The sequence below is a fragment of the Streptomyces sp. NPDC048461 genome (assembly GCF_055587105.1).
The window spans coordinates 359,075-384,573 of the sequence record NZ_JBVJGW010000002.1 but is presented as its reverse complement, the minus strand read 5'-3'; the positions used below and the strand labels follow the sequence as shown (position 1 = coordinate 384,573).

20 protein-coding genes and 1 pseudogene are annotated in these 25,499 nt (G+C 70.9%); 13 read left to right on the top strand and 8 right to left on the bottom strand.

Annotated features, from left to right (window positions below; genetic code table 11):
- The first annotated feature begins 156 nt into the window (after nt 1-156).
- The gene (locus tag ACZ6S8_RS04580) at nt 157-1,323 is read left to right on the top strand and encodes a magnesium and cobalt transport protein CorA (protein WP_469452415.1); all 1,167 of its coding nucleotides are present in this window, start codon (nt 157-159) and stop codon (nt 1,321-1,323) included.
- Nucleotides 1,324-1,865: 542 nt separating this feature from the next.
- Here ACZ6S8_RS04580 and ACZ6S8_RS04575 read toward each other — a convergent pair.
- Nucleotides 1,866-4,811: an NACHT domain-containing protein gene (locus tag ACZ6S8_RS04575; protein WP_469452413.1), complete on the bottom strand. Its 2,946-nt coding sequence runs from the start codon at nt 4,809-4,811 to the stop codon at nt 1,866-1,868.
- 879 nt (nt 4,812-5,690) lie between these two features.
- Between ACZ6S8_RS04575 and ACZ6S8_RS04570 the strand changes: the two genes are divergently transcribed.
- A complete protein-coding gene (locus ACZ6S8_RS04570) occupies nt 5,691-6,020 on the top strand; it encodes a hypothetical protein (protein ID WP_469452412.1) in 330 nt (109 codons plus the stop codon).
- Between the two features lie 332 nt (nt 6,021-6,352).
- A pseudogene (locus ACZ6S8_RS04565) lies at nt 6,353-6,514 on the top strand (CorA family divalent cation transporter); the annotation flags it as partial.
- Nucleotides 6,515-6,568: 54 nt separating this feature from the next.
- Here ACZ6S8_RS04565 and ngcE read toward each other — a convergent pair.
- On the bottom strand, nt 6,569-7,864 hold the full coding sequence (gene ngcE, locus ACZ6S8_RS04560; RefSeq protein WP_469452411.1) for an N-acetylglucosamine/diacetylchitobiose ABC transporter substrate-binding protein: 1,296 nt from the start codon (nt 7,862-7,864) through the stop codon (nt 6,569-6,571).
- Nucleotides 7,865-8,211: 347 nt separating this feature from the next.
- On the opposite strand from ngcE, the gene ACZ6S8_RS04555 reads away from it, so the two are divergent.
- Complete coding sequence (locus ACZ6S8_RS04555) at nt 8,212-8,874, top strand: carboxylesterase family protein (RefSeq protein WP_469452410.1); 663 nt, start codon at nt 8,212-8,214, stop codon at nt 8,872-8,874.
- 98 nt (nt 8,875-8,972) lie between these two features.
- Here the strand turns inward: ACZ6S8_RS04555 and ACZ6S8_RS04550 are convergent, their stop codons facing one another.
- From ACZ6S8_RS04550 to ACZ6S8_RS04525, 6 genes are all read right to left on the bottom strand, one after another.
- Nucleotides 8,973-9,608 carry a pyridoxamine 5'-phosphate oxidase family protein gene (locus tag ACZ6S8_RS04550; protein WP_469452409.1) on the bottom strand — a complete coding sequence of 212 codons (636 nt, stop codon included), beginning with the start codon at nt 9,606-9,608 and terminating at the stop codon, nt 8,973-8,975.
- Nucleotides 9,605-10,690 carry a LuxR family transcriptional regulator gene (locus ACZ6S8_RS04545; RefSeq protein ID WP_469452408.1) on the bottom strand — a complete coding sequence of 362 codons (1,086 nt, stop codon included), beginning with the start codon at nt 10,688-10,690 and terminating at the stop codon, nt 9,605-9,607. The genes ACZ6S8_RS04550 and ACZ6S8_RS04545 overlap by 4 nt, the downstream gene beginning before the upstream one ends.
- 5 nt (nt 10,691-10,695) lie before the next feature.
- Nucleotides 10,696-11,997, bottom strand: coding sequence for an MFS transporter (locus ACZ6S8_RS04540; protein WP_469452406.1), 1,302 nt, complete (start codon nt 11,995-11,997; stop codon nt 10,696-10,698).
- Complete coding sequence (locus tag ACZ6S8_RS04535) at nt 11,994-13,865, bottom strand: condensation domain-containing protein (protein WP_469452404.1); 1,872 nt, start codon at nt 13,863-13,865, stop codon at nt 11,994-11,996. The genes ACZ6S8_RS04540 and ACZ6S8_RS04535 overlap by 4 nt, the downstream gene beginning before the upstream one ends.
- Nucleotides 13,866-14,146: 281 nt before the next feature.
- Nucleotides 14,147-14,890 (bottom strand): hypothetical protein, encoded by a 744-nt coding sequence (locus ACZ6S8_RS04530; RefSeq protein ID WP_469452402.1) that lies wholly within the window; start codon nt 14,888-14,890, stop codon nt 14,147-14,149.
- A 207-nt stretch (nt 14,891-15,097) separates the two neighbouring features.
- On the bottom strand, nt 15,098-18,850 hold the full coding sequence (locus ACZ6S8_RS04525; protein ID WP_469452400.1) for a BTAD domain-containing putative transcriptional regulator: 3,753 nt from the start codon (nt 18,848-18,850) through the stop codon (nt 15,098-15,100).
- 309 nt (nt 18,851-19,159) lie between these two features.
- On the opposite strand from ACZ6S8_RS04525, the gene ACZ6S8_RS04520 reads away from it, so the two are divergent.
- From ACZ6S8_RS04520 to ACZ6S8_RS04480, 9 genes are read left to right on the top strand one after another with little or no spacing between them, the layout of a single operon-like run.
- Nucleotides 19,160-20,038: a diiron oxygenase gene (locus ACZ6S8_RS04520; protein ID WP_469452398.1), complete on the top strand. Its 879-nt coding sequence runs from the start codon at nt 19,160-19,162 to the stop codon at nt 20,036-20,038.
- Entirely contained in the window at nt 20,035-20,904 is an 870-nt protein-coding gene (locus ACZ6S8_RS04515) for a class-II aminoacyl-tRNA synthetase family protein (protein ID WP_469452396.1), read from the top strand. The genes ACZ6S8_RS04520 and ACZ6S8_RS04515 overlap by 4 nt, the downstream gene beginning before the upstream one ends.
- A gap of 38 nt (nt 20,905-20,942) precedes the next feature.
- On the top strand, nt 20,943-21,377 hold the full coding sequence (locus tag ACZ6S8_RS04510) for a holo-ACP synthase (protein WP_469452394.1): 435 nt from the start codon (nt 20,943-20,945) through the stop codon (nt 21,375-21,377).
- Nucleotides 21,374-21,634, top strand: a complete 261-nt coding sequence (locus ACZ6S8_RS04505) for an acyl carrier protein (RefSeq protein WP_469452393.1) — start codon at nt 21,374-21,376, stop codon at nt 21,632-21,634. The genes ACZ6S8_RS04510 and ACZ6S8_RS04505 overlap by 4 nt, the downstream gene beginning before the upstream one ends.
- Nucleotides 21,635-21,693: 59 nt before the next feature.
- On the top strand, nt 21,694-22,518 hold the full coding sequence (locus ACZ6S8_RS04500) for a class I SAM-dependent methyltransferase (protein ID WP_469452391.1): 825 nt from the start codon (nt 21,694-21,696) through the stop codon (nt 22,516-22,518).
- On the top strand, nt 22,518-23,477 hold the full coding sequence (locus tag ACZ6S8_RS04495; protein WP_469452389.1) for a 3-oxoacyl-[acyl-carrier-protein] synthase III C-terminal domain-containing protein: 960 nt from the start codon (nt 22,518-22,520) through the stop codon (nt 23,475-23,477). Before ACZ6S8_RS04500 ends, ACZ6S8_RS04495 begins: the two co-directional genes overlap by 1 nt.
- Complete coding sequence (locus ACZ6S8_RS04490) at nt 23,474-23,743, top strand: phosphopantetheine-binding protein (RefSeq protein WP_469452387.1); 270 nt, start codon at nt 23,474-23,476, stop codon at nt 23,741-23,743. Before ACZ6S8_RS04495 ends, ACZ6S8_RS04490 begins: the two co-directional genes overlap by 4 nt.
- Nucleotides 23,740-24,606, top strand: coding sequence for a hypothetical protein (locus ACZ6S8_RS04485; RefSeq protein ID WP_469452385.1), 867 nt, complete (start codon nt 23,740-23,742; stop codon nt 24,604-24,606). The genes ACZ6S8_RS04490 and ACZ6S8_RS04485 overlap by 4 nt, the downstream gene beginning before the upstream one ends.
- Nucleotides 24,607-24,612: 6 nt before the next feature.
- Entirely contained in the window at nt 24,613-25,047 is a 435-nt protein-coding gene (locus ACZ6S8_RS04480; protein ID WP_469452383.1) for a holo-ACP synthase, read from the top strand.
- The last annotated feature ends 452 nt before the right edge of the window (nt 25,048-25,499 follow it).

Below are 25,499 nucleotides of genomic sequence, written 5' to 3'. Positions count from 1 at the left end.
TCTGGATGCGGGACGGAGGGCGGGAACCCGGAGACGGAGGAGGACGGAGGAGGACTGAGAAGGAGAAGAACGCACCGTGAAGACCCGAATGGCGACCTCTGCCGGATATCCTGCACATTGCCCGTAAACACACGTTCGACCGGAAGTCGACCTGCGATGCCGGAGCGCCCAGACCACCGCCCGACGCCCTCCGAAGCCAAGCGCACGGGCTGGCGCCGCCCCGCCTCACCGCCCGCCACACCCCCGGCAGACCCGCCGGCGGATCCCCGGCCGGCGCCGCCGGGCGCCCAGTCGGCGGACCACAGGAGCGTGGTCGACTCGGCCGTCTACCGCGACGGCCGCCGGATCGCCTCCCCCGCCACCCTGGCCGACACCTTCCGCCGGCTACGCGAGGAGCCCGAGGGGATGGCCTGGATCGGCCTGCACCGCCCGACCGAACCCGAACTCCACTCTCTGGCCGCCGAGTTCAACCTCCACGAGCTCGCCGTCGAGGACGCGCTGGAGGCCCACCAGCGCCCCAAGCTGGAGCGCTACGGCAGCACCCTCTTCGTCGTCCTGCGGGCCGCCCGCTACCTCGACGCCCAGGAGGAGGTCGAGTTCGGCGAACTGCACGTCTTCGTCGGCCCGGACTTCCTGATCACCGTCCGCCACGGCGCCGCCCCCGACCTCTCCCGCGTCCGCCGCCGCATGGAGGAGACCCCGGAACTCCTCTCCCTGGGCCCGGAGGCCGCCCTGTACGCCATCCTCGACGCGGTGGTGGACGGCTACGCCCCGGTCGTCGAGGGGGTCCAGACGGACATCGACGAGATCGAGACGGAGGTCTTCCGCGGCGACCCGGCGGTGTCCCGCCGCATCTACGAACTCTCCCGCGAAACGGTCGAGTTCCAGCGCGCGACCCGCCCCCTGGTCGGCATGCTCCACAGCCTGATGGCGGGCTTCGCGAAGTACGGCACGGACGAGGAACTCCAGCGCTACCTCCGCGACGTGGCGGACCACGTCACGCACACCAGCGAACGCGTCGACGGCTTCCGCCAGGCCCTGACGGAGATCCTCACGGTGAACGCGACCCTGGTCTCCCAACAACAGAACGCCGAAATGCGCGCCCTGGCCGAAGCCGGCTTCGAACAGAACGAGGAGATCAAGAAGATCTCCTCGTGGGCCGCCATCCTCTTCGCCCCCACCCTGGTGGGAACCATCTACGGCATGAACTTCGAGATCATGCCGGAGTTGAAGTGGGCGGGCGGCTACCCCTTCGCGATCCTGCTGATGGCGGTCGTCTGCGTCAGCCTGTACCTCATCTTCAAGAAGCGCGACTGGCTGTAGGCATCGAGCTGACAACATCGACCGGCTCCCCACAGCGCACACGTTCACAGCTACGCCGGCCCTCAGGGGCCCGGCTTGACGGGGCCGAGGATGGGAATGTGGCGCGCGGCCGAACAACGCCATCACGATCAGGATCACTCAAGCAGTCCCTGCCGAAACCGTTGCCACTTCTGGCAAACCGAGGAAGGCCAGAGACGATCCGCTCCAGGCAACCAGCGAGCCCTGTTGGCAACCCCTCCTGAAGCCACCTTGACGTTGTGGCACAGCCCGAACCGCAACGGCCCCACCCCGCCGGCGGATCCAACATCCGCTGCCCCCGGTTCCTCCCGCCAGGCCACTACCACTCCCGCCTTTCTGCTGGCAGCGAGAGCCAGTCGCTCGCAGCGATTCACGCAAGAAGGCCCTTGCGAGGATCAGCCGACAAGGTGATTACGCTGACAACGCACGGAGGAAGGTAAATCCCTCTCTGCCCCGGATGTGATGGTGTTTTCAGAGCTGGGTTCGAGCTGGCGTGCGATACGTGAGCGGGTCCCCTCATCGGGTCAACCCTTCACAGCCGCCCAGAACGCTTGGATCTGCAAGACGTCGGAATTCTCATCAAGGATGTTGGCGGCACCGAACTGCAACCTCAATTTGATCTTCCTGGAGCCCTTCGCGGAGAACTTCTCGGGTCGGGCAAGGTTGGCCTTGGTCAGCCTGTCAACGAAAGGCTTCCACTCATCCGGGTACTCCTGGGTCCACTTCAGCCGACTGTCGTCTGGTTGGTGGTTGTCCTTGAGGATCAGTGTCGAGGACGAGTACTCCACTAGGTTCTTCAGGTAGTGGCGAGCTGCTTCCATGCGTGCTGGTACGACGGCACTGGATGTCTGCGGTGCATCGATGACCCCTACGCCCCGCGTATTCAGTGCCTCGAGAATGTCCGGGCGGCGATAGAAGAAAAGACTTGGCCGAAAGAGGAGTTCCACGAGGTCCGCATGACGCACCCCCCGCAGCCCTGACAGGTCCGTTTGATCCGCGCCCGCCGTGATCTTCTTGACTCTCGTGTGGTCAAGCTGGAGCTTCCAGCCGGTACCCGCGGGCAGGGTAAGTGATTCCAGCTGGCAGTTGACCAGAGAGGCATTGCCCACCAAGGTGTGACTGAGATCGAGCGGGCCAGCGAACGCGGCATCGACAATCGGCCGGTCAGGCATCTCGGCAGTCTTGCGGACAATTTCGGCCCACATGGCACCCAAATTGGTGGCAACGGTGTCACGGGAAGCCGCACTGGACTGAAGGGCGGGCAGCCGGACGCCTGCCAGGGCGTCGATGAGCAGGCTAGCGTCCACTGCTGCCACCACGCCGCTCACCGTGCCCGTGCGCCATTCTGACCTGCTTAACAGCCTCTGGAAGGCGGAGACACGACCCGCCCGAAGATGACGCACGACAATACCGGCCAGGAAGTTGTCGAAGAAGACCTCGTGCTGGAATCTGAACCTAGTCGGCCCACGCGTCGCCGAGTCTGTGGCCAGGCCGCACAGCACCTGGAGTCTTTCACGAAGGCCCTCACGATCGTCCAGGTCATCGATATCCAGGGCGGTGGCAGCGGCGAACTCCAGGTCGCTGGAGTCAATCTCCCGTTCCCGACCGTCCACCATGATCTCGACTACGTGCTCGAAGGTGCGTCGCAGTTCGTCTCGGTTCAGGAGTGCTGACGCGCTGTCCACCTGGTAGGAGAGTTTTCGCTCCTCCCGCGCCAGATAGTGGTTCAGGAGCCTTTCCGTGAATGTAGGGCCCTCCGTGTTCGACTCTTCGTAGTCGCCCGCCCTGCACATTTCGGCGAAGGCCCGGGTGAAGAAGGGGAGCCCCAGGAGCTCCCGGTCTCCGGTTGGCAGGCGCTCGAAGCGGGCGGCAGGTACACCGTAGTCCCCAAGGAACGACACGATCTCCGCCGGAGTCCACCGCAGCACCTGGGCGATACTGTGCCGGACCGACGCACTTATAGCCTTGCTTGCCCGTTGCACGCTCGACCGGTACTGGGTCAGGTAGTAGGAAGAACGCGCCGAGACAACGAGCACTCCCCGCCCACCCAAAGCGTTGAGCCAGTCCTGTAGCGAGTCAATCGCGTCGCTATACGCCGCTCCGCCCAGGAGTTCATCGAAACCATCGATAAGAAGTGCGATGAGCCCTTTCCCACAGAGGACCTTGACACGTTCCGCGGTGAGGTTCTGAGTGAGCGCGACTGCGTGGTTGACGGCCGCGTCCAAGTCGTCAAGAACACGCCCCGTTGACTTGACGTAGAGAAACAGCGGCTTGTCTTCCTCGTGCCGCTCCACTTCCCGAGACCGGTTCAGGGCAGCCTTGACCATTGCCCGGGTCTTGCCGATGCCCGCCTCGCCATTGACGAAGAAGACCTGGGTCTGGCCGGTCTCGACCCCGAGATCCGCATCGACGTCGTCGATGAGTTGAGAGAACGTCTTCTTCCGCGGGTTGCCCCCGTCGTACTCTGTCACCTCGACATGAGCCTCCCGGTGGCTTCCGACATCCGCTTGCCAGCCGAGCTGATCGCTTTCCTCCCGGGCGAGCTGCCGCTCCGCCTCCTCCATTTTGTGACGCAGACGACTAGCCACGATGGGCCAGTTGGCCAGTTTGCGCAGGTACGCCCTATACGGCACCCAGCCCTGCTCGGACCGCCACTCATGGCCATCGGGACCGACGCGGAAATAGTCCCTGCGCAGCTGGGTGCCCTCACTGACGGACTTGCCCCACTCGTAGCCGAAACCCTGGGGGTGATCGAAGTGCTGGGGTGGCGTACCGACGACGTCGGCGAAGGCCTTGAGATCGACCTCCACCTCAGCGCGGAAGACCTCACGGAGATCTTCCGGTTGTCTCTTCGGTTTGACCAGCAGACTCAAAGTGTCGATAATTTCCGTACTGCTAGGATGAGATCGGTAATTCGCCGCGCCAAAGGCGAGATAGTCGGGCTGGTTTCCAGTGAATCGGGCGTACACGTACCAGCTGTCATCCGGCCTCGTATAAATGAACGGCCACAGAGATACGCCAGCGCTGCCCCAGGCCACCACGGGGCGCAGCTCCTGGCTTCCGTCGTCCGTGAGCGTGACCACGGCGTCAGACAAGCACTTGGCGATGACGTCCGAGATCGCTCGCACGAGGGCGTCCACGACGGGAGACAGACCGTCCGGAATAGCACCTCCATGGCTGACGTGGTCACGGAGGTTCTTTGTCGCCCTGAGCTCCTGAGGAGCCTTGGGGATTCCCTCGTCGTACAGGTCCAGCGCCTCGGTAATGGCCTGGGTGATGCGCTGTCCCGGAGAGCCGGGATCGGTGCCACGCAGACGGGCCCGCAAGTCGCGAAGTAACGAGATCCACTCTCCGAGCCCAGGCGACCTGCCGATGTTGACGTGGGGGAGGCCGGACGCCCGCACGGTTGAAACGGCCAAGAGGGCCAGGAAGCGCATCTCGAAGTCCAGAGCAGAGAGGCTCTCCTGCACGCTCCGGGAAACCTCTGGCGGTCTCCGTGCGTATAAGCCTTCCATCCGACGGAAAGGTTCGACGGCCGCGCGATTCACCGATCACCTCGAGACTGGGAAGAAGTAGAGTCGTAGTCCCACTGGGGCTGCGTAGGCAAACTAGCACCAACTGGGCTCCCGCAGATGGGCCTTGACCTCCATAGCATCCGAGTCAACGCACTCGACCAGCGTCGTCGCTCTCGACGTGCCGCCGAAGGCGACCTCGTGCAAGTCCGTCGGCTACTCGATCACGGAGTGACCCAGGGGTGGTGGGACATGGGAGAGAGCTACATCACCGACGCCTGGCGAGCAGCCCGGCCGGGGATGAACGGCACGTGCACCAGTTACCCACACAGGGCTTCAATCCCGGCCCTGACCGGGCCGAGGCAGTGACGTATGCGTTGCACCCGCCGGCCGTCTCTTCGGGTGCATGCCGCCCGTTCCTGTGCTCGTCGGGAGGCGTCCAGGCCGCAAGGTCGGGACGGAGTCACGCGCCAAGGATGGATGTTCATCGGATCGCCACGGGCAAACCACAGCACATATGACTCGTCCAGGTCCCCTTTCGGCTGCTATCCGAGGAGGCGCAGTTCGCCAAGTAGCTTGACGCCCGGACGCATCCGGGCGCCTGGCGCCCGGATGCGTCCGAACCTCGACACCCCCAGGGTGCTCGATCGAATACCGTCCTGCGACGGCTAGCGCCAGCGATACGCACACGCGGAGCCGCTGGTCGCCCCCCTCACTGTGCGCCATCAAACGCGACTATGAGAGGCCAACCGCACCTCACTCGGCGTCTTCCGTCCGGCTGAGATCACGGGCTTCCGGCTCGCCGCCGTCGGCCCTTGGCCCGCTTCCAAAGCCGCCATGACCGATCAGACGGACCTTTTGGACCAGGACCTCCACCGCCTGGAGTGGGTACCGTACCTCTGGAATTCCGCTATACCTTCCGCTGCGCGGACAACGGACAACGCCTGCCCCGGCCACGACATGGCCCTCCGGTACTGGGAAGCCAGCGAGACCTACCGGAAGTGCCTGCGCAAGTACGGTGAAGCCGACATCCGCGAGAGACTGCGCGAGCGCTGGTACGAGCGCCAGGTCGCCCCGAACCGGGCCGTCCGCCTCTTCGTCGGCAACATCGCTGACCACCCAAGGACCTTCATGTTGCTTGGCCTGTCCTACCCTGAACGACGGTAGTCGCGGGCGGCATCCCGGAGGGACTGTTCTTCCTGTGAAGGGGCCGCCGCGCCCAACCTCATGCACCGCCAGGTCGTCCTAATCCTGCCTCCAGACCACTAAGCCACGTAGCCTGGCATGACACGCAGAGCGGTCCCGACCAGCGGCACTCATCCTTCAAGGACAACCCCGCTGGGGAGAATCTGGGGAGAATGGAGCCCCACCGGGGAACGGTTGGGGAGGATCGGCCGCATAGATGGATAGCGCGGCGTAAGGGCCGGAAAGGAAGATCACCGCAGGTCAGGGTACCCCTTCTGGCGCTTTCCGCAGGTCCGCGGCGTGAGGGTGGCGGCTTTAAGAAGATCTCCTCGTGAGCCACCATCCTCTTCGCACCCACACCCCTAGCAACCATCTACGGCATGGGCTTCGAGATCATGCCGGAACTCGATTGGGCGATCCTGCTGATGGCAGTCGTCTGCGTCAGCCTGTACATCATCTTCAAGAAGCGCGACTGACTGCAGCCGGCTCCTTGGAGCAACCGAGGCGGTTCCTTCGGAGAGTGAAGGCGGTCAGGCGTGGCGGTACTTGGGGACCGTGGGGTCCTGGGCGGTGGCGTCGGCGGCTCGTTGGATCCGGGTGAGGGTCTCCGCCGGAGCGAGGCGGCCTGCCATCATCTCGCCGATCAGTCCCGCGATCACCTCGCGGTTGAGGGTCTGGTACCAGTCGGTGCGCGGCGCGACGGTGTGGGCGCCGGCCGCCGCGGCCATGGCGCTCGCCGACGCGAGGCCGGGCGGGAGGTCCACGCCCTCGGCCGCGCCGCGGACCGTGGTCAGGGAGGACGAGGTGCGGGAGAAGTCGCGGGCGGACTCCTTGGTCAGCATCAGGCGCAGGAGTTCCATGCCGCCCGCGGGGTTGGCCGAGTTCCGCGGGACGACGTAGGCCTCGCCGACCTGGGCCCAGATGGTCTCGAACGGCATCGCGTCACCGGAGTCGAGGCCGGGGGGCGGGGTCACCGCCATGCGGAAGCCCGGCGGGGTCGTTGCCGCCGCCTCCTTCTCCACCCAGGTGCCGTTGGGGATGAACAGTGCCTTGCCCTCCGTCCACGCGGTCTGCGACGCGGTGTGGTCGAGCTCGGGCGTGCCGGGCAGGACGTAGCCCTTCGCGGTGAGCTCGTGGTAGGCCTCGAAGGCCTGCCGGACGGCCGGCTGACGCCAGGCCTGCGGCTCCAGGTTCTCTATCGCCTTCAGTACGTCGGGGCCGCCGATCTTCGCGATGAAGGGGTACAGGGTCCACTGCAGGTAGAAGGGGTACCGGCCCGGGTAGGTCCAGCCGGCGATGCCCTCCTTCGCGGCGGCCGCGCACAGCGCCAGCATCTCGTCCCAGGTTCTCGGCACGCTCCAGCCGTGCCGTTCCAGAAGGTCTTCCGAGTACCAGAGGCCGAAGGCGGAGTAGGCGTAGTTCAGGGCCCACACCTCCTCGCCGCCGAACCGGCCCTTCTGCGCGACGCCGTCGATCAGCGTCTCCCCGACCGTGAGGGCCGGGTCGTCGGCGGAGGGCGCGGCGAGCAGGGGCCGCAGGTCCGTCAGGGCCCCGGACGCGGCGAGCGCGGCCGTCGGCAGGGACTCCGGACCCGTGTTGTCGAGGAGGTCGGGCGGCGTGCCCGCGTCGAAGCGGGGCTGGAGCGCGGCCCGGATGTCGGGGACGGCGGTGTGCGTGACCTTCGCCCCGGGGAAGGCCGCGCGGTAGCGGGCCTCGGCCTCGACGACGTACCGGTCACCGAGGCCGCCGTCGAAGACGACGACGTCCAGGCCGGCGCGGGCGTCGACTCCGAAGGGACTGCCGGATTGCGTTTCCAATTCGTTCACCCTCAGCAAATCGATGCGTGTGCCGACCAATGCGGGCAGCGCGATTGTCACAGCGTGCACAATTCGACGGGCGGCAATTTACGAGGAATTCTAGTCCGGGCGGGTATGGGGTCGGCCATAGCGGGGCTACAGCGGCGAGGCTCCCTTGGCCGACCAAGATACCCCTGCTGACCTGCCCTTATGGTGTAGCCGGCGCGCCGGGTCTTCGGTAGGGGAAGTTTTGCGGACACCGACGCGGAAGAATCGGACTGAATGACTCCGGAGCCCCATCGCTTTCATTGACAGGGCAGGTCGGGAGCGGGATGCTGAGGCCTGAAATTTCGCCCCACCATTCGAGGCAGGTGTGTGTGACCACAGTTCTGCAGTCCCACGTATTCAAAGTCGACGACACCGGGAACAGCCTCCCGTACCTGCTGCACCTGCCGTCCGGCTACCGCGAGGACGAGGCCGCGAAGTGGCCGTTGCTGCTGTTCCTGCACGGCGCCTCCGAGCGCGGCGACGACCCCATGGACCTCGTCGCGCACGGACCGGTCAAGCAGCTGGCGCAGGGCGCCGAGCTGCCGTTCGTCGTGGTGGCGCCGCAGTGCCCGGCCTACAGCACCTGGGCCCCGGAGATCAGCGGCGTACGCGCGCTCCTCGAAGAGGTCTCCGTGCGGTACCGCACGGACCCGGACCGCACCTACGTCACCGGGCTGAGCATGGGCGGAGCCGGGACCTGGGCGATCACCGCCCGCTACCCCGAGCGCTTCGCGGCGGCGGTCCCGATCTGCGGGTCGTGGATGCCCGAGGCAGCCGACCGGATCGGCGCCCTGCCCGTGTGGGCCTTCCACGGCGAGGACGACCTCAACATCCCGGTCGCCCACACCGACAAGGTCGTTGCCGCGCTGCGCGAGCGCGGCAACGACGTCCGCTACACCCGCTATCCGGGGGTGGGCCACGACTCGTGGACGCGGACCTACGACAACCCCGAGGTCTACGACTGGCTCCTGGCGCAGCGCCGGACGCCCTGAGCGCAGCCCTAGTCCGGCCACAGCCACAGACACAGCCACAGCAGTCGCACGCGTGCGGGGGCCCGCCGGGAAGACTCCCGGCGGGCCCCCGCACGCGCTCACTCTCCGCGCAGCGCGGCGAGTTCGGCCCTCAGGGCCGTGTTCTCCTGCTCCAGATCCGCGAGCCGGGCCCGGATCGGGGAGAGTGCCGCGGCCAGCTCCGGCTCGCTGAAGCGCGGGGTGATGTGGCGCGGGCAGTTCCAGTCCCACCCCTCGACCTCCACGGTGACGAGCCGCTCCACCCGGCCTTCCGTACGGGTCGAGGAGACCTGCCGGACGAGGTTCTCGGGGGCCTGGTCCACGGGGATCGCGGACGCGTGGCCGTAGAGCTTGAGCCGGGTGCGGCGCGCGTGGTCGATGAAGAACAGCGCCGCCTTGGCGCTGCCGCGCAGGTTGCCGGTGGTGATGTACTGGCGGTTGCCGCCGACGTCGGCGAAGCCGATCGTCGTCGCGTCCAGGACGTGGACGAAACCGGGCGGGCCCCCGCGGAACTGGACGTAGGGCCAGCCCGTTTCGCCCGCGGTGGCGATGAGGAAGCCGTCCAGGCCGGTGATGAAGGCGGCCTCGTCCCCGGTCAGCGGGTCGGGTCCGTCCGCCGGGACGGCGAGCCGGCGTCCCGCCGCGTGGCCGCTGCCCATCTCGTGCTGGACCGCGCGGACCCGGGGCGTGTAGGCGAGCTGGGCGTAGCGGCTCATGCGGGCTTCTCCATCGTGAACAGGGAGTGCGGACGCGGTTCCTGCCGCTCCCGCCGCCCCTGGGCGGAGCCCACCAGTCCGGCCTGGGCGGCCCTGACCCCCGCCTGGAACCGGCTGTCCGCGGCCAGGTCCTGCATGATGGCGGCGACGTGGCGGCGGAAGGAGCGGTCGGACATGCCGATCCGGCGGGCGACGACCTCGTCCTTGATGCCGGAGGCCAACAGCTCCAGGATGGTGGACCGCAGGTCGTCGAGGGTCTCGGCGTAGCCGACGGTGCCGGGCTCCAGACGGAACGCCGACTGCCACACCAGGTCGTGGATGCTGCCCAGGAACGTGGCGACGCTGGGCTCGTAGACGATCGCGACCCCCGCCTCGCTGTCGGCGGGCACGAACGCCACCTTGCGGTCGAAGGCGAGGAAGCGTCCGTGGATCTCCCGTGAGGTGCGCACCTCGCCGCCCGCCTCGGTCAGGGCTCCCACCCGGGCCCGGGTGGCGGCGTCCCCGCGCGCCGTGTGGGGGTAGAGCGCCCGGGCGCGCACTCCGCGGCGCAGTGCCTCCATGATCACGGGGTGGGCGTGCCGCAGCTCGGTGGGCTCCTGGGCCGCGCAGGGCTGCATCAGCAGGATCTCGCCGGTGCACTGGCGTGCGGCGTCGATCAGCCGCAGCCGGATCTCCTCCGGATCGTCGGTGACCACCACGCTCTCGCCCCGTGGCCGGTCACGGCGGTTGCTGTTGAACGCCTCCATGAAGGAGTGCAGTTGGCCCTTGACCCCCGCCAGCTGGCGACGGTTGTCGTGGATGGCCTGCTCCAGCGGGACCAACAGCTCGACCTGGGCGGCCTCGGTGTCGACCGCGACGAGCTCACCCCGCGTGCCAGCGGCGTCCTTGACCAGCCGGAGCCCGCGCAGCACGCCGACGGCCTCGTCCACGCGGCGCCGGGACGCGTCCAGTTCGCGGACCAGGGCCTCGGGGGTGACGGCCCCGCGGCCGAGCGCGTGCTCGTAGACCTGGACGGCGAACTCGTCCACGCGGCCGTCCGGCCCGGGCTCGACGAGCAGGCTCCGAGCGGCGGTGGTGTCCATGATCATCAACTCCTCGTGCTGTCCTCGGCGGCCGGCGTGCCGGTCGGTACGGCACGCAGCCGCCGGATGGCGGGTACGGCGAGCAGCAGTGCGCTGCAGAGCAGGCCGAGCAGGGTGGCGAACACCATCAGCGGCCGCTGGCCGGTGAGGGAGGAGAGCGGACCGGCCAGGGAGCGGCCGAGGGCCATCGAGACGAGGGACCCGGCCACGTCGTAGGCGTAGACGCGGTTCAGGAGTTCGGCGGGGATCTGGGTCTGCACCGTGGTGGCCCAGATGACGGACCACAGGGCGAGGCCGGCTCCGGCCACCCCCCAGACGACGCAGAGCAGGACGATGCCCGGGCGCATCGCCGTGACGACGGGGAACAGGGCGAACAGGGCCCAGCCGACGGAGCCGACGGCCAGGGGCCGGGAGGGGCGGATCTTGATCGCCAGCAGCCCGCCGATCACACCGCCCGCGCCGAGGGCCGCCATGCCGATGCCGAGCCCGGTGGAGCCGAGTTCACCGACGACCAGGTCCGCGCCGACCGGCAGGGAGAGCCCGGCCACGAAGCATCCGTAGAGGAGGAAGGTGGTGATGACCCCCCACAGCCAGGTACGGGCGCGGAACTCGTTCCAGCCGGTGGCGAGCTGGCGCAGGAAGGAGTCGCCCCCGGCCGGTTCGGCGGTGGCGAGGCGGAGCCCGAAGAGGCAGCCCGCGCTGACGGCGTAGGTGGCGGCGTAGATGACGAAGACCACGCCGGCGCCGGAGAAGCCGACGAGTACGCCGGCCAGGGCCGGGCCGAGGACGCCGGCGCTCGATTCGGCGATGCGCAGCACCCCGTTGGCGCGCTGGACGTCGGTCGAGACCTGGGGGACCATGCTGGCCACGCCGGGCTGGAAGAGGGCGGTCGCGGCGCCGCTGAGGGCCTGCAGCAGGACGATCGCCCAGAGCGAGGTGTGTCCGGTCAGGAACATGAGGGCCATGGCGGACTGGAACGCCAGCCGGGCCAGGTCCGCGAGGACCATCATCCGGCGCGGCGTGAACCGGTCGGCCAGGACCCCGCCGAAGAGCATGCACAGGGCGAGGGCGCCCATCCAGGCGCCGAGGGCGTAGCCCACGCCGGCGGTGCCGTATCCGGCGTCGAGCAGTCCGACGGAGAGGGCGACGGGAAGCATCGCGTCGCCGAGCAGGGAGCTGGTACGGGCTCCGAAGTAGAGGCGGAAGTTGACGGTCCACAGCGGTGCCGCGGTCTTCGGGCCGGCCGCCGGCCCGGTGGGCGGGACGCCGGGGGTGTCGTCGGCGCGGAAGTCTGTCTCGGTGCTCACGCGTGGTCACGTCCTTGGGGGCGGCCGGAGGATGCGGCGGTGACGGGCAGGGCGGCCCAGGCGGCGGGATCGTCCGGGCCGGACTCGGGGGCGGCCGGGTGGACGACGTAGTGGTGCGGCGCCAGAGCGGTGACCCGGCCGGGCAGGGCGAGCAGGGTGCGCTCGTGGACGGCTTCGGGGCTGGCCGGGACGGTGAGGTGGCACACCAGGCGGTGGCCCCTGTCCTCGTCGGGTTCGGCGACGACCAGGTGGGGGGCGTCGCCCATCACCTCCGCCATCAGGGCCCGTACGGCGGCGGTCTCGATCCAGGAGTGGTCGCTGAGCAGCCAGCCCTCGCCGCGGGGGACGGGAGCGGGGCCGCCGAGGCCGGGCACGTCGGTCAGCGGCACGTCCCGCTCGGCGGCGGACCGCAGCAGCCGCAGCAGGCCGCGTCCGAACTCCTCGGCTTCGTCCTTGTCTAGGGTCTGCGGGTCGACCCAGAGGGTGAGCTCGAACTCCTCGTCCATCCGGTAGAGGCAGGCGAAGAACCGGCAGGGGATGTCCTCGGCGGGCAGCCAGGTGAGCGAGCCGCCCAGTTCGGGATCCTCCTCCGGCGGGGGCTGGTGGCCGGGGATCCACACGGCGGGGAGCCGGCCGAGGGCGGACTGGTCGGGGGAGCCCGCCGCGGTGGCCAGGGCGCTCATGTCGTTGAAGACGAGGTCACGGGCGAAGGAGATGCCCCGCTCGCCGCTGACGCCGTTGATCACCTGCCAGACGGCGGTGGGGTCGAACCAACTGCTGCGGTAGGCGGGGAGGGCGGCGGAACGGACCCGGCGCACCACGGCGTCGAAGCTCTCCAGCGCGTCGGAGCCCGCTGCGGCGGCGCCGGAGCCCGTGCCGTCGCCGGCGTCCGCGTCCGTGTCCGTACCGGTGACCGTGCCTGCGGTCCCGTCCCGGGTCCCGGCGAAGGCGACGGGCAGCAGTGCGTCCTGCGCCAGCGAGCCGAAGAAGCCCCGCAGGGCGCGCACCACCCGGTTGCCCGACAGGGACGTGGTGACCACGGTGCGGTGGCCCGTGCGGTGCGCGATCAGGGTGACGAGCGCCGCCAGCGCGACGGCGGAGGGGCTGGACCCGGTCCGCTCGGCGACGGCCCGCAGGTGGTCGGGAACGGTGCTGGAGCGGATCGCGAGCCCGGCGTGCAGCCAGGAGGTCTTGGCCGGTGCGTCGTGCGGCGTGGTGAACATCGCCTGCGGTACGCGCTCCAGCTGGGCGCGCCAGTAGCGCACGGCACCCGCACCGAGGCGGGAGATGGTGGCGCTCTGCTCCAGGGCGACCACGTCGATGGGCTGCATGCCCTCCGGAGGCAGCGCCCGGCCCGCCGAGAGCGCGGTCCACTCGGCGTGCAGGGTCTCGCAGGCGGCGACGTCCATGGCCGCGTGGGTGACCACCCAGACCAGGTGGCGGGGTACGCCGCCGGCGGTGACGACCGCGGCACGGAAGGGCAGTTCGGCCGCCAGGGCGAACGGCCGGGAGCGCAGTCGCCGGGCCGTGCGCTCGGCCGTCTCCAGCGGGTCCCCGGCGGTCTCGACGAGCTCGATGCCGAGTTCCCCCTCCCCCGCGACCTGCTGGACGGGAGGCGTCGCCGGCGGATAGGTGGTGCGCAGCGCCTCGTGCCGCTCCACGAGGGTGCGCACCTGGGCGGCGACCCGGTCGAGCCCGCTGTCGGCGTCCGACGCGACCGGCGCGTCGAACACCATCGCCAGATTGAGCCGGGTCGGGTCCTCGTCGACGGTGATGGCGCGGACGATGTTGGCGTGGCCGAAGGAGAGGGGGCCGCTGCGGGCGGCCAGACCGGAGAAGGACACGGTGAGCTGGGACAACGTGGTCACCTCGGTGAAGGGAGCGGGCAGGGGCAAAGGGCGGGGGTGGCGGGCGCAGGGCTGAGGGCAAGGGCGCAGGGCGCAGGGCCGAGGGCCAGGGCGAGGGGCTCAGGGAAGGCGCGGTGCGCGTGCACCGCCCGTGCGGTACGTGGATCACCGCGGATGCGGGGCCGTCGGCCACGGCGGGGGCGCGGGTCGGCGGAAGCCGGCGGCGCGTCAGCGGCGAGGTGGAGGAGGTCCGCCCCGGTCGGTGGTGGGGGGAGCGGCGCTTCGGCGGCCGGCCCGGCGGATCAGCCGCGGGCCGGGCCCGGGGTGCACAGGGCCACCGTGGCCGAGGCGTACGGGGTCCCCGCGACCAGGGCGCCGGGGCCCGCCTCGGCCAGCCGGTCCAGGAGGCGGGGCCAGCCCGCGGCCGACCGGGCGGCCAGCTGGTGCGCGGCGCCCGTCAGGAGGCAGGCCCGGCGCACGTCGCGCGAGGCCAGGCTGCCCCCGACGGTCCGACCGGCCGCCTGCGGACGGGCCAGGGGCGTCCGGGGGCCTCCTCTCACGACGTTGACGGTGCGGTCGGGGAACTGGAGCACCACGGCCGCGTCCCCCAGCACCAGCAGGTCCAGGAAGTCGCCCCGCTCGCGGAGGATGGCGACCGCCGTGGCGGGAGGCTCGCCGGGGGGACCCGGCGGCGGGGAGGGCACCAGGACCCGCGCGGGGGTCCGGCGCTCCACGGGCAGGTCCCGGAGGGCCTCGCGCAGCAGGAGGGACAGCGGGGCCTGCTCATGCCGGAGCAGACCGTCGGCGAGCCGGCCACCGAGTGCGCGGGCCGCGCCGCCGGCGTCGATGTCGTGTTCGCCGCCGCAGCGGCCGACGCGGCCGGGCACCCGGTGCGCGGGGCCGGACGGCCCCTCTCCCCCTCCCTCACCCTCGTACGGCGCCGCACCGCCCACGTCCAGGAGAACGGCGAAGTGCCCGCCTGTGAGAACGAGTTCCGCGGAACGGTCGTGACCGCGTCCGGGCCGTGTGGCGCTGGTGATCTCCACGCTTCTCCCCTCCCCGCTGGTCTGTACCTTTGGAGAGAGCCTAAGGAGGCCCGGTCGCCGCCCGGCTCCAGTGCGGCCATAGCGCCGCGAGCCCCTCGGAGCACCGGCTCTGCCGCCCCTTCACCGGCCCTGACCTGCGCGGAGCATCCCCGCGCTGGAGCGGGACGACGCGCGGCGGCAGAACCCGCAACGGCTCCCCCCGGCAGGTCAGTACCGGTCGGCCGAACCGCCTCCCGCACCGCGTCCCGAACCGCTCCCCGCACCGCCTCCCGAACCGCCTCCCGCACCGCGCACCGGCTCCCGGAAGCCGGGGATGCGCATCTCCCGGAAGAGCAGCAGCGCCCTGCGACGGTGCCCGAAGGCCCGGACGCCGTCGCCCAGGGCCGCGTACGCCTCGCCGAGCGCCATGTGGCTGCGTGCCTCGCCGGGCCGGTGGCCGGTCTTCCGGTGCAGCTCCAGGGCCTGCCCGCCCACGGCGAGCGCGACCCCCGGGTCGCCCAGGCGGGTCCGTACCAGGGCCAGGACGCCCAGCGCGGAGGCTTCGAGGAGCTGGAACCCCGATTCCAGTGCGAGGTCGAGAGCCTTGCCGGCGGCCGCGAGGGCCTCCTCGGGAGCGCCCGCGCGCAGGGTGGTGGTGGCCAGCCCGATGAGCGCGTAGGCCTGCGGATAGCGGTCGTTGACCGTGTCGGCCAGTCGCAGCGCCCGCCGGTAGCAGTCGGCGGCGGCCGGGTCACCGGCGCGTTCCAGCGCGGCTCCCATCGAGAACCACGCGCTGGCCTCCAGCCGCGTGTTGTCCAGCTCCTGCGCCAGGGCGACGGCCCGGCGGGCCAGGACCGCCCCGCGGACGTGGTCGCCCAGGTCGGAGTGGGCGGTGGACAGGCAGCTCAGCGCCACGGTCTCGCTCGCCCTGTTGCCCTCCTCCGCGAACACCGGGAGGGCCCGGCTCATCACCTCGATCGCGTCCAGGGGACGGCCCAGGGCCCGGTAGACGATGCCCAGGTTGGTGTGCGCGATCGCCGCCCCGCCCGCCGAGCCCAGCCCTTCGAAGATCCGGGCCGCGCGGGTGTAGTGGTCGACGGCCTGGTGGAGCGATCCCAGCTTCCAGCACATCAGGCCCTGGCTGATCAGGTCGTCCGCCGCCCCGATGCCCTCCGCGATCCCCGTGGACGCGCCCGCCTCGGTCAGGCCGCGGGCCCGGGACAGGAAGTGGACGGCTTCCCGCATGGCCCCGTTCTCCTGGTGCGCGGCCCCGATCCGGCGCAGCAGTGCGGCCTGTCCCTCGATCCAGGCGGCCTGCTCGGCCAGTTCGAGCGCGCGCGAGTACTGCTGCTCGGCCTCCACGTTCCGGCCGGCGGCCCAGTCGCAGTCGCCGAGCCTCAGCAGGGCGGCCGACTGGGCCCGCAGGTCGCCGTCCGCGAGGGCGGCCGCGAGGCCGGCGCGGGCCACCGCGAGCCGGTCGGCGGTGTGCATGCCGAGCGAGAGGTGGCCGTTGAGTGCCTCCGCGAGCCGCCACGCGAGCCGGTGCGCCCCGCTCTGTCCGGTGTACAGGACGGCGCTGACGAGGTTCTCGCGTTCCGCGGCCAGCCACTCCGCGCCCTCGCGGTCGGGCAGCTCGGCGGCCGCCTCCGCCCGGGTCAGGTACCAGTCCAGCAGTCGCCGCAGGGACTCCTCCGCCTCCTGCTCGCCGGCCAGTTCGCGGGCGTAGGAGCGCAGCAGGTCGTGCATCCCGTACCTGCCCGGGGTGGGCTCCAGGACGAGGTGGGAGTGGGCCAGGCCGCGCAGCAGCCGTCCGGTGTCGGCGGCGCTCTGCCCGGTGAGGGCGGCCGCCGCGAGCGGGGTGATGTCGGTGCCGGGGATCAGGCTCAGCAGTCGGAACACGCGCTGCGCCGCCTCGGGCAGCGCCAGGTAGGAGAGGTCGAAGGCGGCCCGGACCGTGGAGCGTTCGTCCCCCTCGACCTGGAGACCGCCGATCAGGCTGCCGCCGGCCAGCTCGGCGCAGTACTGGCTCACGGTGAGGGACGGGTTGGCGAGCAGGTTGGCCCCGGCGATGCGGATGGCGAGCGGCAGCCAGCCGCACAGTCGGGCCAGGTTGACGACGGCGTCGGGTTCGGCGGCGACCCGCTCCTCGCCGAGGATGCGGCCCAGCAGGGTGTGGGCCTCGGAGAGGTTCAGCACGTCGAGGCCCAGCCGGCGGGCTCCCTCCGCGGCGACGAGTCCCGCGAGCTGGCTGCGGCTGGTGATGACCACCCGGCAGCGGCCGCTGCCGGGCAGCAGGGGGCGGACCTGGTCGGCACTGCGGGCGTTGTCGAGGACGATCAGCATGCGCCGGTCCGCGAGGAGGGTGCGGTAGAGCGCGGCGGCCTCCTCCTCGCCCGCGGGGATGCCGTCCGGCGGTGCGCCGAGGGCGCGCAGGAAGCGGGCGAGGACGTCGGCGGGGCTCAGCGCGGGGAGTGGCGAGTGTCCGCGCAGGTCCGCGAAGAGCTGCCCGTCGCCGAACTCCTCCTCGTGGACGTGCGCCCAGTGCAGGACCAGCGCGGTCTTGCCGACGCCGGGCGGACCGACCACCGTCATGACCTCGGCGTGGGCGGTGGGCTCCGCCGACAGAAGGGAGTCCAGCTGCTGGAGCTGGTGGGAGCGTCCTACGTACGAGGATGCTGCGGCGGGCAGTTGGGAGGGCCTGACCGGGATCGGTGCGGCGGGTGCCGCGGACCGGGTCCCGGGAGGGACCGGCGGGGCTGCGGCGCCGGCCGGGGCCACGCCGGCCGGCGCGCCCGTTCCGGCCGGGGCCGCCCGGGCCGCGGCGTCGGCCGCGACGTCCGTGGTCCTGGCGGCGGGTGCGGGCAGGTTCCGCTCCGGTTGCGGAATCTGCTGGCGCAGCACGCGCAGGTGGATCTCCCGCAGCTCCGGCCCGGGCTCGATGCCGAGCTGTTCGTCGAGGCGCTCGCGCAGGCCGGAGTAGACGCCGAGGGCGGCGGCCTGCTCGCCGCAGCCCGCGAGGGCGAGGATCAGCCGGGCGTGCACGCCCTCGTGGAGGGGTTCGGTGCCCGCCATCTCCCACAGCACGGGCAGGGCCTGGCCGGGCCGGTGCAGGGCGAGGCAGAGGTCGGCGTGCAACAGGGCCGCCTCGGCGCGGCGTTCGGCGGCCTGGACGGCCTGCGGGTGCTGGTCGAAGAGGGCGTCGACGTCGCTGAGCACCGGACCCCGCCAGCACGCCAGGGCCTGGGCCAGTGCCTCCCGGGCCATTTCCGGTTCGCCGGCGGCGTGGGTGCGCCGGGCCCGCGTGAGCAGCTCCTGGAAGCGGCCGAGGTCGGTCTGGACGCTCTCGGGCCGCAACCGGTAACCGCTGGGCAGGAGTTCGACGACGGGAGCCGGATCACCGGGGGGCCGCTCGGGTTCGAGCGCGTGCCGGGCCTGGCTGATGTAGGTGTGGATGAGGCTGCGCCAGGACTGCGGGGGGCCGCTCGGCCAGAGGGTGTCGATGATCTCCTGGAGGGTCGCGGCGTGGGGGTGGCGCAGGGCGAGCAGGCCGACCAGCCGACGGATCATGGGACGGGTGAGCGGGACCTGACTGTCGCCGCGCCGGACCACGAGCGTGCCGAGGACCGCGAAGCGCAGCCGGCCCGGTTCGCGAGCCGGCTTCTCACGGGCCGCCGCGTGCAGTTCGCCCGCCTCGAAGTCGGGGAGTTCCAGGGCGACGGCGAGGCGCTGCACGGTGCGCAGCTGCGGCCGCTGCACCCGGCCGCGTTCGATGTCGCGCAGCGCCCTCGTGCTCATCCCGGCCTTGTCCGCGAGCTCGCGCTGGCTCAGCTGGGCCCGTCGGCGGAACATCCGGATCCGGCGTCCCATGGCTGCCGAACCGCCGTCCACACCGCTCTCCGGGGCGGGCCCGTTCCGGGGCTCGGAGGCCTTGTCCGGCGTGCCGGACGAAGCGGGACCCTTCACGGCGGAATGCGGCGACACGGGCGTGACCCCCTCAGGTGCGAACGGCAACGGGAAATTGGTCGGAGCGATCCGCTCGAATCCTTCATCAGCCGTGCAAATCGCCCACCTGTCGCTGTTCCGTCGAACAGCCCGGCACCGTGACGGTATCCGAGAATGCCCCCCGCTGGATATGACACCCGGCCCCACGGCGCGATTTCGGCCCTGCGGCCGAGTGGTGTCCGAACCCGGCCAGGCCACTTCCGGGCATTGAACGGCCGCACGGTGCGCGCATAGTTTCGAACCCGGAACGAGCCAGCAACTCCCATCCGAACGGAGGCCACTGACTCCATGGTCAGCGAGGTACTAGAGCGCAGCGAGCGGTTCCAGGGGATCCTGGGCCGCCTCACCGCGAAGTCGATCGACGACTACTACAACCCCTACCGGCTCTTCGAATGGCCCGAGGAATTGCCGCAGGACATGTGGTGGATGAGTCCGGAACTCACCACCACACACGACACCGAGCTGGCCGGGCAACTCGACACAGGGCAGCTTTATTCCCTCTCCCGCTACGAGAGCATCAATTTCTACAGCCTGAACGTGCACGGGATACGCGAACTGCTCATCGAAGTGGTCAGTCGGATCCACACCAAGGGATTCGAGATCCCGTCGGAGTTCTTCCACCACTTCATCGGTGAGGAGAACGAGCACATGTGGTTCTTCGCCGAGTTCTGCCTGCGCTACGGCAACGGCAGGATCTACCGGCAGCCCGCCGGCGCCGGGGGCGGTTCCGGGACGCACTCCGCGAAGATCGAGAGCCTGCTGGTCTTCGCGCGGATCATGATCTTCGAAGAGCTGGTCGACCACTACAACTCCGCGATGGCGGTCGACAAGCGGCTCCACGAGACGATCCGGGGGATCAACCGCCTCCACCACCAGGACGAGTCCCGCCACATCGCCTTCGGCCGCGAGCTCGTCCAGCTCCTCTTCCAGGACGTGCGCGCCACCGCGAGCGAGGAGGAACTGGAGCAGATCTCGGCGTACTTGCGGCGCTACATGACCCACAGCTTCGAGTCGCTCTACCACCCGCAGGTCTACCGCGACGCGGGCTTGGAGAACCCGCACGAGGTGCGCCGCGCCCTCCTCGCCTCGCCGGCCCGGGCCCGGGCCGAGGAACGGACCTTCCGCAAGACCGCCAAGTTCCTGGAGAAGACGGGAATCATCCGATGAACCGGCTGACGGGAAGCGCGCAATCCCCCGCGCTGGCCATATTGGGACCGGCGTCCACACGATTGCTGCGCGAGCTCGACGGGATCTTCGCCGGATGGGGTCTCGCCGAAGGCGCGGAGGAGATCAGCCCCCCGCCGCTCTTCCCGGTCACCGACCTGGAGAAGTTCGACGTCTACACGAACTTCCCGCATCTCGCGTGGGTCGCGGGCTCCCTCGACCTCGGGCAGGGAGAGGCCAAGCCGGTGGACGGGCGGTTCGCGCCGGAGCAACTGCGGGAATCCCGTTACGGGCTGCCGCACGCCACCTGCTACGGCGCGTACCTCTACCACGAGGGCGGGACCGTCGCGGACGACACCCTGCTCACCCTCGTCAACCGCTGCTTCCGCAACGAGGACCACTACAACGGCCTGCGCCGCCTGGCCAGTTTCCAGATGCGCGAGATCGTCGCGCTGGGCGACTTCGAGCACACCCAGCAGGTCATCGCCCGCTTCACCGAGCGCATCGAGTCCTTCTCCGCCGCGCTGGGCATCGGACTCGACCGTCAGGCGGCCACCGACCCCTTCTTCCAGAACGACGGCGCACGGGCACTCCTCGCCAAGCTCAGCCCGGTCAAGTACGAGTTCCAGTACGGCGACCTGGCCATCGCGTCCGTGAACACGCACCGCAACTTCTTCGGCGAGCGCTGCGACATCCGCCTCCCCTCCGGAGGGCACGCCTTCACCTCGTGCGTGGCCTTCGGGCTGGAGCGCTGGCTGCACGTCCTGTCCGAGCGCCACGAGGGCGACCTGGACTCCGCGCTGGACGCCGTCCGCACCGCGGCCACCGCGGTGGAGGCCGCGGCCACGGGCGCGGGCGGCGGACGCTGACCCCCGCCGGCCGGCCCCCCGCCGCACCCCGGATCGGCGTGGACCTCGTACCGCTCTCCCGCGTCGCGGCGCTGCTGGCCCCGGGGTCCGGACCGGCGATCGAGCGGATGCTCACCGCCGAGGAGCGCGAGCTCTGCGCCGGGGACGCCCCGGGCACCGCCGGCCGTCTGGCCGCCAAGGAAGCCGTTTTCAAACTGTTCGGCTCCAGCGGGGCGCCGCTCCCCTGGCACTCCATCGAGATCCTGCGGGAACCGGGCGGCCGCCCGCTCCTGCGGCTGACCGGCAGGGCCGCGCACCTCGCCGGACAGGCGGGCCTCGGTCCGATCGACGTCAGCATCAGCCACGACGGCGGCTGGGCCGTGGCCGTCGCCGTCGCGCTGGCCGCACCACCGGACACCCCGCCAACGCCACCGACCTCACTCACGCCGACCCCACCGAGCACACCACCCACAGACGGAGGAGAAACCCCATGAGCGTCGCCACCGAGACCGCCGGCAGCACCCACGCGGGCATCGACCAGGTCAGGAACTGGATCCTCGGGCGTCACGAGGAGCCCGTCGAGCTGACCCACGACACCAACATCATCGAGAACCGGCTGGTGGACTCCCTGTCCTTCGTCGAACTGGTCTACGCGATCGAGGGCGCCAGCGGCACCGAGATCGACTTCGACGCGATCGACATCGAGGACTTCCAGTCCCTGGCGACCATCGAGAAGGCCTTCTTCGTCTGAGGCCCCGCAGCGCCCCGCCGACCGCGCCCCGATCCCACCCCCCGAAAGAAGGCCGAACCATGCACGCAGTCTCCTACACGGCCCAGTGGATGGCCGCCGCCCGCGCCCTGGAGTCCGACCGGGACGACGCCCTCTACACCGACCCGCTGGCCCGCGCCCTCGCCGCCCCCAAGGGCTTCGAGCTGATCGAGCGCTACGAGGGCGGCGGCCTGCTGCCCTTCATCTCCATCCGCACCGCCTTCCTCGACGAGAGCATCCGCTCCGTCCTCGCCGAGGGCACGATCACCCAGGTCGTCCTGATCGCCGCCGGCATGGACACCCGCGCCTTCCGCCTCGACTGGGCCGACGGCACCACCGTCTACGAAGTCGACCACGGCCCCCTCATCGAGGAGAAGCGCCACCGCCTCGACGCGCTGGGCGCGGTCCCGCGCACCGACCGGCGCGAGGTGTCCGCCGACCTCACCGGCGAGTGGCTCCCCGAGCTGGAGAAGGCCGGCTTCGATCCCGGTCTCCCCACCCTGTGGATCGCCGAGGCCCTCACCTTCTTCCTCACCGAGGAGCAGGCCGCCGGGCTGCTCCGGCTGCTGGCGTCCTCCTCCGCCCCCGGCAGCCGGCTCTCGTTCGACATCCTGGGACGCACCCTGCTCCGCAGCCCGTTCTCCAAGCCCTTCCTCGACACCCTCGCCGCCGACGGCACCCCGTGGATCTTCGGCAGCGACGAGCCCGAGGAGTTCGTCGCGGCCAACGGATGGAAGGTCAGCGACCTCAAGGAGCCCGGCGAGGAGGGGGCGGGCGCGGGCCGCTGGCCGTACGCGGTGCAGCCGCGCACCCGGCGCGGCGCCAACCGCCTGTGGCTCATCCGCGCCGAGATCGCGGCCGGCTGATGGCCCGCACCACGCTCGAACGGGTCGAGTCGTACCTGCCCGAACGCAGCGTCCGCATCGAGGAGCTGAGCGAGCACCTGGGCCTGCGGCGCGCCGAACTCGGCGTCTTCCGCAAGTTCTACGGCCTCGAAACCCTGCGCTTCGACCCCGACCTGGACCTGTTCGACCTGCTGCGGCCGGCCGCCCGGCGCGTGCTGGACGCGCTGCCGGACGGCGGCCGGGTGGCCTGGCTGGTGTACGCCCACACCACCCAGGCCGTCGCTCCCGCCGACGTGGAGCCCGCCCAGGTGCTCCGCGAGGAGCTGGGCCTCGACGGGGCGGAGGCCTTCGGCCTCAGCCACCAGGCCTGTGTCTCCAGCCTGGGCGCGCTGGACGTGATCGGCGAACTGCTCCGGGCCGAGGGCGACGAGAACGCGTACGCCCTGATGATCACGGGTGAGCGCGCGTTCTCCCCGATCGTCCAGCACATCCCGAACACGGCGATCATGGCCGACGCGGCGGCGGCCTGCCTGGTCACCCTGGACGGCCGCGGGGACACGGTCCTGTCCTTCGTCACCCGCACCCTCGGCGAGTACGCGGACTGGCTGGACCTGACCCCGGAGCAGAACAACGATTTCGGCCAGCAGTACGGCCCGCGGATCGCCGAGGTCATCCGGCTGGCGGTGGCGGAGGCGGGACTGGCCTTCGAGGACATCGAGTTGATCATCCCGCACAACGTCAACATGCTCGCGTGGCGCCAGGCGGTCAAGTCGCTGGAGGTTCCCCTGGAGAAGGTCTTCCTCGACAACGTGCCGCGCTACAGCCACACCTTCGCCTCGGACGTGTTCGTCAACTACACGACCCTGCGCGACGAGGGCAGGCTCGTGGAGGGCGCCCACTACGTGATGGTCTCGGTGGGGCTCGGTGCCACCTTCGGAGCGATGGTGATCACCCACCACGAGGGGGAGACGCCGGCATGACCGAACGACACGTCGTGCTCCGCGCCATCGAGAAGGCACTCGCGGAGGTGCTGGAACGGGAGGTGTCCGAACTGCCCGAGGACACCCGGCTCTTCGACGACCTGCGGCTCGACTCCTCCTCCGTCCTGGAGCTCCTGCTCCTGGTCGAGGAGAGCACGGGGGCCGTCGTCGACCCCGAGGACCTCGACATCGACCACCTGCGCACGGTCCGCTCCTTCGCCGACTACGTCGCGGGGCTGCTGGACGAAGGGAAGGCAGTCACATGACCGGTCTCGTACTCGAAGCGGCAGCCGCCGTGCGCTCGCCCGCGGGTCCCGGGCCCGCACCGGCCGATTCTCCCCGGGCGGCCACCGTGCGGGCCTTCCACGACGACCTGCTCGGTCCGTTCGGGGCCAAGGCCGACGAGGACCTGCTGGCCCGCGGCGCACACGTCTCGCACCGGCACCTCGCCGACCTGCTCGCCGGCTCCGACGCGGTGCGGGGGGCCCGGCCCCAGCTGGTCGTCGTCGCGCACGCCCTCCCGGACGTGGTGCCGTTCACCGCGGTCGCCCCGCACCTGACGAGCCGGCTGGGCGGCTCGGCGACCAACTTCGCCATCGCGCAGCAGGGGCTGGCCGCGCCGTTCACGGCGCTGCGGATCGCCGCCGCCTACCAGCGGTCCGGACGGGCCGCCGAAGTCGTCGTCGCCGTGCTGGAGCAGACCACCCTCCCGACGCCCTTCCCCCTCGTCCGGGACACCCCTCTCATCGACTCTGCGGCGGCGCTGGTCCTGCGGGTGGGGGCCGGCGACGCCGCGGGGCTGCGGCTCGCCGGTGTGGGCTCCGGCGCACCGGACCCCACGGGGTGGGACGCCGGGACGCTGCTGGTGCTGGGACCGGGGGCGCGGCCGGACACGGAGGCGGGCCGCGCCGACGTCCACCGCGCGCCCGGCGACTCGTACTGCACGGGCGTCTGGCTCGAACTCGCCCTCCACCACGAGCGCTGGCGGCGCTCGTACCGCAGGATCGTCCTGACCGACACCGATCCCCTGACCGGCCGCAGCCATCACGCGGTCTTCACCGCGACGGCCGCGACAGCCGCGACGGCCGCCACGAGCGCCACGGCTTCCGCAGCCACGGACGGGCGCTGACCGCCGATGGCGATCGGTGCCGATCTGCTCCGGCTCCACGAGCTCGACCGGCTGCTCGGCCGCCCCTGGTTCCGGCGCTTCGCGTACGCGGAGGCCGAGCTGGCGGTCGCGGCCGGGTACGGGCCCGACAGGGCCCGGGAGTTCCTGGCCGGCCGCTTCGCCGCCAAGGAGGCCGTCCTCAAGGCGATCGGCACCGGCATGACGGGCGGGGTGCGTCCCTGCCAGGTGGCCGTCCTGAAGGGGGACGACGGGGCGCCCGTCGTCCTGCTGTCCGGGGCGGCCGCCGACCGGGCCGCCGAGGCGGGCCTGAGCGCGGTCGACGTCTCGATCACCCACAAGGGCGATCTGGTCCTGGCCGTCGCCCTCGCCGCACCCGGCGGCCGGGACGGCACCCTGCTCGCGTCCCTGGCGACTGCCGTGAACGGGCTGTTCCCGAACTGAACCGGCCCCTTCGGCGCCCGGGGCACTCCCCTCCGCTCCGGTCCGCTCCGGCGGCGGCGGGGGCCCCGGGCCGTGGGCTGGGCACCCCCGTGCCCCAGCCCACGGCCGAGGCCGTTCGGCTCCGGCGTGCGGGAAAGCGGATTCCCCGGACGCCGGCTCCACCGCGGGGGTCCGACGCCGTCGCGGCATCACCACTCTCCCCCGCGCCTTCGTCGCCCGCCAGCTTCGGTGCTCAGTACACTAGATGCGATTCGTTCCGCAGATGAGCACCGGAGCATCTAGCGCGCTAGATGACTGGATGAACATACGTCGCCCGGCATACGGCCTGTCAAGCACCTGCGCGGCGATCATCCGGCGTTGTGGCGTGGGTCACTTTCGGCGAGGTCCGCTAGCCGGGTAGACGAGCTTCGCTGCACTGTGTGAGGCGAGCCGTCTAGGCCAGTAGATAATGC

Excerpts from the sequence above, each read along its gene's own strand:
- ACZ6S8_RS04580 (WP_469452415.1), top strand. The coding sequence starts at position 157 with ATGCCGGAGCGCCCAGACCACCGCCCGACGCCCTCCGAAGCCAAGCGC.
- ACZ6S8_RS04570 (WP_469452412.1), top strand. The coding sequence starts at position 5,691 with ATGACCGATCAGACGGACCTTTTGGACCAGGACCTCCACCGCCTGGAG.
- ACZ6S8_RS04550 (WP_469452409.1), bottom strand. The coding sequence starts at position 9,608 with ATGAGCCGCTACGCCCAGCTCGCCTACACGCCCCGGGTCCGCGCGGTC.
- ACZ6S8_RS04545 (WP_469452408.1), bottom strand. The coding sequence starts at position 10,690 with ATGGACACCACCGCCGCTCGGAGCCTGCTCGTCGAGCCCGGGCCGGAC.
- ACZ6S8_RS04520 (WP_469452398.1), top strand. The coding sequence starts at position 19,160 with ATGGTCAGCGAGGTACTAGAGCGCAGCGAGCGGTTCCAGGGGATCCTG.
- ACZ6S8_RS04515 (WP_469452396.1), top strand. The coding sequence starts at position 20,035 with ATGAACCGGCTGACGGGAAGCGCGCAATCCCCCGCGCTGGCCATATTG.
- ACZ6S8_RS04505 (WP_469452393.1), top strand. The coding sequence starts at position 21,374 with ATGAGCGTCGCCACCGAGACCGCCGGCAGCACCCACGCGGGCATCGAC.
- ACZ6S8_RS04500 (WP_469452391.1), top strand. The coding sequence starts at position 21,694 with ATGCACGCAGTCTCCTACACGGCCCAGTGGATGGCCGCCGCCCGCGCC.
- ACZ6S8_RS04495 (WP_469452389.1), top strand. The coding sequence starts at position 22,518 with ATGGCCCGCACCACGCTCGAACGGGTCGAGTCGTACCTGCCCGAACGC.
- ACZ6S8_RS04490 (WP_469452387.1), top strand. The coding sequence starts at position 23,474 with ATGACCGAACGACACGTCGTGCTCCGCGCCATCGAGAAGGCACTCGCG.
- ACZ6S8_RS04485 (WP_469452385.1), top strand. The coding sequence starts at position 23,740 with ATGACCGGTCTCGTACTCGAAGCGGCAGCCGCCGTGCGCTCGCCCGCG.
- ACZ6S8_RS04480 (WP_469452383.1), top strand. The coding sequence starts at position 24,613 with ATGGCGATCGGTGCCGATCTGCTCCGGCTCCACGAGCTCGACCGGCTG.